Origin of the sequence: Dietzia maris (genome assembly GCF_014144855.1) — a bacterium.
Lineage (GTDB): Bacteria > Actinomycetota > Actinomycetes > Mycobacteriales > Mycobacteriaceae > Dietzia > Dietzia kunjamensis.
In genome coordinates, this window is record NZ_JAALDN010000051.1 from 1 (window position 1) to 9,285 (window position 9,285).

Sequence of the window (9,285 nt, forward strand, 5' to 3'; positions counted from 1 at the left end):
TGAGTCACCGGCCCGTGAAAGACCGAGGCTAGGCTGCCGGTCCCGCGGGGCGGGGTGCGACGACGACGAGGGGCGGCCGCCTCCGCTATCCCACTCACTTGCTCGGTGCGCCGAACCGGCTGGCTTTGCCGCGACGGGAGCGGACCCGCGGCCTCAGACGCTGACTGCTCCGCAGATCTGCCGCAGCTCTCCTACAGATCCCCGGGCAGCTTGTCGCGCCGGATGTCGCGCCAGGAGGACTGGCGCATGTGGCCGTCCTCGGTGAATCCCTGGTGGCGAACCTCCACGACCAGCTTGGGCAGGACCCAGATGGCGTCGCGGCGGGCGTCTGCGGGCAGTTGCTCGACGAACGGGCTGGTCTTGCGCGTCAGCGGTTCGAGCTCCTCGAGCAGCGCGCGGGCCTGCTTGTCGGTGAAGCCGGTGCCCACGCGGCCGATGTAGGTCAGCCCCGTCTCGGCGGGCAGGCCGAGCAGCAGCGAGCCGAGTGAGCCGGAGCGCCCGCCCTTGCCCGGCTTCAAGCCTCCGACTACGGCCTCGGTGGTGGTGAGCAGCTTCTCCTTGAGCCACGCCTTGGACCGCCGGCCCGACTCGTAGCGGGAGTCCCGACGCTTGGCGACGATGCCCTCCCAGCCGAACTCCTCCGCCTCGGCCAGGGCGCGGTCGCCGGGGCCGTCGAGCACCGCCGGTACGTGCACCCGATCCACCCCGGTCAGCGCCGGGGTGAGCAGGTCCAGCACCTCGCGACGCCGCTCCCACGCCTGGGTCCGCAGGTCCACGCCGTCGACCTCCAGCACGTCGAAGACGAATAGCTCCACGGCGGGCAGCGACGAGTCCTGCCCCTCGGCCGCGGCCTGCTTGGCCAGGGACGCGAAGTCCGGGACGCCGTCGGAGCCCAGGATGACCAGCTCGGCGTCGATCACCGCGGGCCGCTCGAGCGCGTCGGCCAGCCCGGGGAAGCCGTCGGTCAGCCAGTCCATCGAGTTGCCGTTGCGGCTGACCAGGCGCGCCTGCCCGCCGGCGCCGCTGGTCGCGATGGTCACCCGGTAGCCGTCCCACTTGCCCTCGAACGCCCACTTGTCGTCCGGCAGCTCGGTCACCGTGGCGGCGGTGGGGATCATCGGCAGCGGGGGAGCGTCGGGGCGATCGGCGCTGTCCGGGTCGTGGGACGCCCCGCCGCCCGAGCGCCGAGATGACCCCTTGCCCGCGCTGCCGGAGCCGCCGGACGACGAGCCGCCTGACCGCGCCCGCTTGTCTCCCTCGGGATACGACGACTTCCGGTTGTCGCGCCCGCCGTAGAAGGAGTCCGGCGACTGGTCCTTCATGTACTGCACGATCCACTGGTTCTTCTCCGCGCTGGTGCGCACGAGCACGTACCGGCCGGAGACCTTCTCGCCGTCGAGCCACACGATGATCTCGTCCTCGCGCCACTTCTCGCACTCGTAGGTGCCGCGGTCCCAGACGGTCATGTGGCCGGCGCCGTATTCGCCCTTGGGGATGGTGCCCTCGAACGTCTCGTAGCCGAGCGGGTGGTCCTCGGTGTTGACGGCCAGCCGCCGGTCCTTGGGCTCGGTCGGCAGGTTCTTGGGCACGGCCCACGACGCCAGCACCCCGTGGTGCTCGAGCCGCAGGTCAAAGTGCAGTCGGCGGGCGTGGTGCTCCTGGATCACGAAGATCGGACCGTCGCCGTCGGAGCGATCGGTTTCCACCTCGCCCTCAAACGGTTCGGGCGTCTTGCGGCGGTCGCGTTTGCGCCGGTACTCCGCCAGGCTCGTGACTACCGCGTCCTCGCTGGCGGGTTCGGCGTCGCAGCCCTCGACATCCGTGGAGTGAGCGGCGTCGGAGCCGTCGGTCGAGCTGGTGTCGGAGCGCTCGGGGTCCTCGTCATCAGACGACGACGAGCTCTTCTTGCCGCCCCCCGATTTCTTCGCCCGCGATGCCGAACCGGCAGAGGAGGTCGACTTCTTCTTGGTGGCCTTCTTCTGGACTGTGCCTTCGAGCCCGTCGAGGAGGTCGCCATCGGAGTCCAGCCGCTTGAGGACGTCGTCCCAGTGCAGGTGCGCGAGTCCACCGTCGCCGAGTTCCTCCCACGAGCGGGGAGCGGCGACCCACGGCTCGGCCCGCCCACGCAGGGAGTACGGCGCAACGGTGGTCTTGGCGCCGCTGTTCTGGCTCCAGTCGACGAACACCTTGCCCTCGCGGATGGAGCGCTTCATGGTGGCGGTGACCAGGTCGGGGGTCTGCTTGGCGAGCGACTGCGCGATCTGCTTGGCGACCTTGGATGCGCTCGCGGCGGTGACCGCTTTGTCCAGGCGGGCGTAGAGGTGGATCCCCTTGGACCCGGAGGTCACCGGGAAGGAGTCGAGTCCCGCCTCGGACAACAGGTCGCGGACGCGCAGGGCCACCTTCGCCGTCGTATCCAGATCTACGTCCTGGCCCGGATCGAGGTCGATCACGATCCGGCGTGTCCGGCCCGGTTCGTCGTTCTCCAGGGTCCACTGCGGCACGTGCAGCTCGAGCGCGGCCTGCTGCGCGAACCACGCGAGCGTGGCGGGGGAGTCCAGCACCGGGTAGCGGACGGTGCGCGAGGAGTGCTCGATCGCCACGCGCGGCACCCAGTCGGGCGCGTGTGAGGGGAGGTTCTTCTCGAAGAAGGACTTGTCGTCGGTGCCGTCGGGCCAACGCTTGCGCGTCACCGGCCGCCGGCCCGCGTACGTCATGAGCAGCGGGGCGACGGCCAGGTAGTACTCCAGCACATCGGCCTTGGTGGTGCCGGTGGCCTCGTAGAGCACCTTGTCGGCGTGGGTGAACCGGATGGTCCGCCCGTCGACCTCGACCGACTCCTTGGTCCCCTTGCTCGCCATGGGTCCACTCTGGCACTTGTGTCGGACGCTGGCGACCGGCAGGCGCACGTGTCTGAGTGGCGATTCTGCAATGTGCCCGTCTCCAGCCGATATAGGTGGGGAAGCGACAAGACCGGCGGTAACGGTGATTGGGGAGCATCGCCCCCGTACCAAAGGTGGTGGAGCTACGGACTTTTAATCCACAGGTCGTCGGTTCGGCGATCACTGGTCGGGAAAGAAAGCGGCCCGCGCAGAGGTGGCTATATGGCCCGTTTGGGGTACCTCGCCGCGCGACAACCGGATCAGTTGACGACAGCGGTTTGTTCTTCGGGCCTAACCGATTCCCCCTACTGCTTTGATCGCCCGGCGAAGTCGGACCTGTGCGTCGATGAGCCAGTCGGTCATAGCAGGCCAGGCTTCGCGGTTCTCAAGGTCCTCGAAGTCTGAAGTGGCAATGATTCGCGCAGCTTTTCTTCCATCCATCGCGTCCCAGTCGAGATGCTCACCAAAGGCAGCTTCGAACTGGTCGGCACGATCGTGGAGGGCGTTGAAGCGCTCCAAGTTCGTTTCGGGGTCCGGCGACTCAAAGTACAGCTGGAGGGTCAGCCGGTTTCCGAACCAGACCATGGATATGAGAACCTTCGACACTCCAGAGGAGGTCCCGCACCAATTGCCGCCGGTGGTCCTCGCGTTCGTCCAGTCAGGGTGAGACTCTCGGATGCGATCCAAGACTGCGCCCCAGAACTCGCGATAGATCGACTCCCTCGCCGAGGCGGGTCGCGTTTCGCGCTTGACGCGCTTCTCCCAGTCGTTGGGCTGGGCCACCAGATCGAAGGCTGGCGCGTACTGCGAGTCGCCAATTCGAACGACCCGGATCACCACGCCGAAGAATCGAGTCTCCTCGTCAGTCCGTTCATTGAGCCAATCGAGCGCGGCTCGATGCTCCGGCCGGAATTCGGTAGCGATCCAGACGATTGTGGTTGGCTCGGTGCCCGCGGCGTAGGTGATGAGCTGTCCGAGGTGAGAGTGGTCAGACTGCTCCAACTGGTTTTCCACAATGACCGTGGTATCCGTGGCGACGTCGCGACCGATCAGATCCAAGCTGAAGCTGCCGACCGGGTGCTCGGCCGCGTCGAGCTCGAGGTCCATGCCGAGAACCTCGTTGAGGACGTCGACGTTGTCTCTGAGCCATGGCGTGAAGGACAGTGCCTCGTGTTTCCAGACATCTCGGGGAGGGACAGATGACAGTCGACCCAGGGAGGGCAGCGGTGCAGACATGAGATCTCCTCGGGCCAGTAGCCGGACGGTATCGAGTTGGTGCGTTACGGCGGCCGCGGCAACTACCGACCGTCAGGGCTGGCGCCCCCACCCCTCATTTCGTGAAGTCAATCACCAACCGCCCCCGCGTCCCACCGGCCTCAAGCCGCTCGTGCGCCCGCCACGCGTCCTCGGGCGCGTAGCTGTCCGCAACACGGAGGGTCACCACTCCGTCTTCCGCCAACTGCCGTAGCTCGTCGAGCTTGCCCTGCTCCTCGGCCATATCCGCCACGCTCACGGCGTGGACCTTGAGGTCGCGGCTGCCGTCGCCCTGGTACCACCGCACCGTCGCGACCCCGCCACCAGTTGTGACCGCGGGGAGGACGGCGGCGTCCTGCACGGCTCCGTCGAAGAGCCCATCGACGCCGTCGGGGTAGAGCTCGAGGATGCGGTCGGCGACGCCGTCGCCGCGCCGCACGATCTGGTCGGCGCCCAGCGACCGCACCAGCTCCTCGTCGGCTTCCGACGCATCGGCCACCACCACGAGGCCGGCGTGCTTGGCCAACTGCACCACGTACCCACCGGTGGATCCGGCCGCGCCGGTGACCGCGAGCACCTCACCGGGCTTCAACCCCAGCAGGTCGAGAGCGCGCCGGGCGGTGAGGCCGTTCATCGGCAGCGTCGACGCGGCGACGTCGTCGGCATCGCGGGGTGCGGCGGCGATCGACTGTGCAGGCAGGACGATGTCCTCGCGGTACGCACCGTGCTCGTCGCGGGGGACCACGATCCCCATCACCTGGTCGCCGACCGACAGGGAGGTCTGCGCGTTCTCGCCGATCTCGACGAGTTCTCCGGCGATGTCCATGCCCGGGACGTCGGCAGCTCCACGCGGGGTTCCGGTCTTCGAACGAGAACCGTTGCGCGTGTAGGTGTCGGTGGGGTTGACGGTGGCGGCCGTGACGCGCACGCGAACGTCGGTCGGCCCGAGTTCCTGGGCGGGAACATCAACGACCTGCAGGGCGTCGGGGCCCCCGTAGGTCGTCACTCCGACGGCACGGACGGTGCTGGTTGAGACGGTCATTGTTCCTCTTTCCCGCGGGACCCGTAAGTCGGGACGGCTCCGCTGGATTGGTGGTACGAGTGACTGCTTCCCCGCCGAGTAACCACGTGCCCGTGTTGAACATTCCGGCCGGGCCCCGTCATGGCGATGAACGATGCCGGGAAAGCAGCACGGTTGGCCGAGCCTGCTGCGCGGGCTGCACCTCTCTGGGAGGGTCGAACAGCAGAGGGCAGTTCTAGCGGGATCGGAGGCGCCATGGCAGCAAGACAATTCGTTTCGGAGACGCTGCGCGCAATGTCGCGGCAGGGCCTTGCCGCTCTGTGCGCGGTGATGATGGTGATCGCGGGAAGCACCTGGGGCAGCCAAGGTCTTCCGACGGCGGCAGCTGTGCTGTGTGTCGGTCTGGCTGTCGGCCTAGCGGTACTGATCGTGATGGCGAGAGCGTCGATCGACTCCGAGAGGAGGTAGACGCGTCATCGCGGGTGCCGCACGTCCCGGTAGGACGCTTCTGCCGCCGGTTGGCTGGGTCCTCGCCCCACCGTCACCGACACCCGCGTGGCCACGTCGCCGGTCAGGCGTGGCTACCGATGAGCTCGTCCATCGACTCCCCGGACTGTTTCGACCACAGGGTGAACGCCGCGCTGGTCATGGCCGCGGCCGCGTAGAGGGCGGAGGCCAGCCCGTGCTCGCCGATCACGGTGCGCATGCCGGAGGTTGCGTCGCAGTCGAGCAGTACCGCATCGCACAGGCCGGCCATTCCGTCCGGGGCGTCGGGTAGCCGTGCGCTGTCGCGGACGGTGGCGATGACGGCGGCGGGCAGCTCCGGCGCCACCGACTGGGCGAGCTGCGCGAAGCGGGAGGCCACGGTCAGGGCGTCGGGGATCGGCGGGGGAGAGGCGTCGGCGGTCAGCTCCAGGGCTTCGAGGAGCTCGCCGGCGGCCGAGGTGTCGCCCCGTTCGTGGGCGTAGAGAACGGCCCGGACCTGCTCGACGGCGGCCTTGTGGCGCTGCTGCGCGCGTTCCATGCCGGCCTGGAGGTCGGCGACGGTCGCGGTCTGTAGGTCGACGCCTTCTCGGACCAGGAGCGGGGCGAATCGTTCGTATTGTGCGCGCTGTTCCGGGGATGCCATGGCCCCATTGTGTCCCCTCGGCGCGAACAGGCCCGCGGCGCGTCGGCCGTCACGGCGAGGTCCGCCCCCCGGTCAGAGGACCCCGGCCAACCCCCCGATCCCTCGTCCTAGGAGGGTGAGAGCCCCGAGGGTGACGACGACGACGGCGACCCGTCGCCCCACCGTCGCGGACACCCGCGTGGCCACCATGCCGCCCAGGAGAATGCCGATCGGAACCATCGCCACGACGAGCCCGATCATGCCGATCGGCGGCAGCCCGGAGATGGGCGCGGCTCCGAGGCCGACCTTGGTGATGACGGAGGTCGCGCCCATGGTGAAGAAGATCGGCTGCAGGGTGGCGGCGAAGGACCGCTGGTTCCAGCCCGTCGCCTGCGCGTAGACGAGCATCGCGGGCGCGGCCACGCCCACCGCGGTGTTGAGGAATCCTCCGGCCGTCCCGGCGACCGCAGCCGGCCACCGGCCGCCCACCTGCGGGACGCGGACGAGAGCGGTGAAGACGAGTGTGCCCAGCAGAGCAGCGCCGATCACCACCTCGAGCCAGCTGCGGTCGGCAGCGCCGACCAGAAGCGCACCGGGTACGGACCCCGCGACGATCAGCGGCGCGAGGCTCACGTATCGCCGCCAGTCGATGTCACGCCGCAGCGTGAGCGCGATGAGTGCCGCGGAGACGGTGGTCGTGATGTTGGTCAGCAGCACTCCGGCGACGGGCCCCAGCAGCAGCGCCAACGTCGGGGAGACCACCAGCCCGACGCCCATTCCGCTGACCCGCTGCAGGACCGTGCCCAGGATGACGGACGCCGCCGCAACCAGCAGGAGGAGGGGACCGACGTCGGCGGGCATGCACCTCAGCATTCCAGGTGCGCCTGACTGCGACCGGCGGCGCCACACGCCCCGATATCGCATACTCATCCCATGCGATCCATCTGGAAGGGCGAGGTCTCCTTTGGTCTGGTGAACGTGCCGGTCAAGGTGTATTCGGCGACGGAGGACCATGATCTGCACGCGCGGCAGGTCGACAAGAAGGACGGCGTGCGCATCCGCTACAAGAAGGTGCGGGACGACAACGGCGAGGAGGTCGAGTTCTCCGATATCGCCAAGGCGTACGAGTCGGAGGACGGCGAGATGGTCATCCTCACCAAGGAGGACCTGGCGAGCCTGCCGGTGGAGCAGTCGCACGAGATCGAGGTGACGGAGTTCGTCCCGGCGGACCAGGTGGATCCGGTGGCCTTCGACAACGCCTATTTCCTGGAGCCGGCGTCGCGCTCCAACCGGGCGTACGTGCTGATGCGCGAGGCGCTGCAGCAGACGGACCGGCTCGCCATCTGCACGTTCACGCTGCGCAATCGCACTCGCCTCTGCGCCCTGCGGGTGTACAAGGACGTGCTGATGCTGCAGACGCTGTTGTGGCCGGATGAGATCCGCCCGGCGATCCTCGAGGGCCTGGACAAGGAGGCCAAGGTCCGGCCGCAGGAGGTCAAGATGGCGGCCTCGCTGATCGAGACGATGGCGGCGGATTTCGAGCCGGAGAAGTACGAGGACGACTACCAGAATCAGCTCAAGGAGTTGATCGAGGCCAAGGCGGCCGGCGGTGAGGCGTTCACGGTGGAGGAGAAGGACACCTCGGGCGACGATGACGGCGACGACGAGGTGGCCGATCTCCTCGCGGCTCTGCGGGCGAGTGTGAAGGACCGGGGCGGTAAGGCGGACGACGCCGACGACCAGGACGACGAGGACGACGACGAGGACTCCGGCTCCGCCAAGAAGACCACCAGCAGGAAGAGCGGAAGTAGCTCGGCAAAGAAGGCCCCGGCCAGGAAGACTGCGGCGAAGAAGGCGCCCGCCAAAAAGGCCGCGGCGAGGAAGTCGACTGCCAAGAAGTCGACGTCCTCCAAGTCGGACTCCGGCAGCTCCGGCTCGAGCACGGCCAAGAAGTCGACAGCCTCAAAGTCCACGGCCAAGAAGGCCCCGGCGAAGAAGTCGACGGCCCGCAAGACGCCGGCCAAGAAGTCGGCCTGACCGTCCCCTCCGCGCAGCAGTCCCATCGCGCGGTCACACCTGCCCACGTTTTCCCAGGACACATCGCCGGAACGGCTGCGTTTGCGCCCACTCGGTGAGCCCCGGACCGGTGCAACTCTCCGCTCGTGAGGGGCAAGCTGGTCGTCATGGCCACCCCTCCAGCCCCGCCGACCGTCGGCTCGGTCGATCCCGCCCGCTATCGAGACGCGGTCGCCCGCGGGGCGGTGAGTCAGGAGATCCCGGCCAACCACTCGCCGCACTTCGCCGGAGGAGGAGCCGACGCTACTCACGGCCACGCGCCCAGGTGGTGGCGGTGCTGGCCTACCTGGGCGCGGAGCGCCGGGGCGTATAGAGAACGACGACAACGACGACGAGCGCACCGGCTCCGCCAGTGAGGCCGCCAGCACGGTGAGCGCGAGCAGCTCGGCCGGAAGAACATCGGTCGGAAGTGCCGCAGCGACGAAGGCGCCCGCCAAAATGGCCGTGGCAAAGGAGGGCGAAGAAGTTGCACTTGCGGGGACCGCCGAGTGGTCACACCCGCTCAAGTTCTCGCAGGTCGAAAGGTCTGAAGAGCTGCCTTTGTGACCACTCGGTGAGCTGCGCGGGTCATGCGGTACCGGGAACGGGCCGCTCGCGCCCGCCCCTCAGGCGTGCGCGGCGATGACCTCAGCCATCGAGTCCCCGGTGTGCGTGGCCCACCGGCTGAAGACCGCCGCTGTCATGGCCGCGGCGGCGTAGAGCGCGGACGCCGGCCCGTGCTTGCGGACCTCGGTGCGGATGCCGGTGGCGGCGTCGCAGTCGAGCAGCACCGCCTCGCACAGCTCGGCCATGCCCTCCGGAGCGTCAGCCACACGTGCCCGGTCCCGGACCGCGCCGATGACGTCCGCCGGTAGCTGCGGCGCCAGCGTCTGGGCGAGCTGGGCGAAGCGCGTCGCCACGGTCAACGCGTCGGGGATCGGCGGCGGAATGGTCTCGGCGGTCAG

Annotated in this window: 6 protein-coding genes and 1 pseudogene; 1 reads left to right on the forward strand and 6 read right to left on the reverse strand. The window is 68.7% G+C overall.

All coding sequences use genetic code 11. From position 1 onward, the window contains the following. Nucleotides 1–191: 191 nt before the first annotated feature. The 5 genes from G6024_RS01925 to G6024_RS01945 form a co-directional block, all read right to left on the reverse strand. Nucleotides 192–2,861 (reverse strand): ATP-dependent DNA ligase, encoded by a 2,670-nt coding sequence (locus tag G6024_RS01925; protein WP_159147782.1) that lies wholly within the window; start codon nucleotides 2,859–2,861, stop codon nucleotides 192–194. A gap of 312 nt (nucleotides 2,862–3,173) precedes the next feature. Then, nucleotides 3,174–4,118, reverse strand: a complete 945-nt coding sequence (locus G6024_RS01930; RefSeq protein WP_159147785.1) for a DUF4268 domain-containing protein — start codon at nucleotides 4,116–4,118, stop codon at nucleotides 3,174–3,176. A gap of 94 nt (nucleotides 4,119–4,212) precedes the next feature. Continuing rightward, a complete protein-coding gene (locus G6024_RS01935; protein WP_159147787.1) occupies nucleotides 4,213–5,178 on the reverse strand; it encodes an NADP-dependent oxidoreductase in 966 nt (321 codons plus the stop codon). 550 nt (nucleotides 5,179–5,728) lie between these two features. Beyond that, on the reverse strand, nucleotides 5,729–6,286 hold the full coding sequence (locus tag G6024_RS01940) for a hypothetical protein (RefSeq protein WP_235027722.1): 558 nt from the start codon (nucleotides 6,284–6,286) through the stop codon (nucleotides 5,729–5,731). 72 nt (nucleotides 6,287–6,358) lie between these two features. Further along, the gene (locus G6024_RS01945; protein ID WP_235027723.1) at nucleotides 6,359–7,126 is read right to left on the reverse strand and encodes a TSUP family transporter; all 768 of its coding nucleotides are present in this window, start codon (nucleotides 7,124–7,126) and stop codon (nucleotides 6,359–6,361) included. 72 nt (nucleotides 7,127–7,198) lie between these two features. Between G6024_RS01945 and ku the strand changes: the two genes are divergently transcribed. After that, nucleotides 7,199–8,302, forward strand: coding sequence for a non-homologous end joining protein Ku (gene ku, locus G6024_RS01950; protein ID WP_159147796.1), 1,104 nt, complete (start codon nucleotides 7,199–7,201; stop codon nucleotides 8,300–8,302). A 644-nt stretch (nucleotides 8,303–8,946) separates the two neighbouring features. Here ku and G6024_RS01955 read toward each other — a convergent pair. After that, a pseudogene (locus G6024_RS01955) lies at nucleotides 8,947–9,285 on the reverse strand (hypothetical protein); the annotation flags it as partial.

Bases quoted from the DNA above. Each gene is read 5' to 3' on its own strand.
- G6024_RS01925 (WP_159147782.1), bottom strand. From the start codon at position 2,861: ATGGCGAGCAAGGGGACCAAGGAGTCGGTCGAGGTCGACGGGCGGACC.
- G6024_RS01930 (WP_159147785.1), bottom strand. From the start codon at position 4,118: ATGTCTGCACCGCTGCCCTCCCTGGGTCGACTGTCATCTGTCCCTCCC.
- G6024_RS01935 (WP_159147787.1), bottom strand. From the start codon at position 5,178: ATGACCGTCTCAACCAGCACCGTCCGTGCCGTCGGAGTGACGACCTAC.
- G6024_RS01940 (WP_235027722.1), bottom strand. From the start codon at position 6,286: ATGGCATCCCCGGAACAGCGCGCACAATACGAACGATTCGCCCCGCTC.
- G6024_RS01945 (WP_235027723.1), bottom strand. From the start codon at position 7,126: ATGCCCGCCGACGTCGGTCCCCTCCTCCTGCTGGTTGCGGCGGCGTCC.
- ku (WP_159147796.1), top strand. From the start codon at position 7,199: ATGCGATCCATCTGGAAGGGCGAGGTCTCCTTTGGTCTGGTGAACGTG.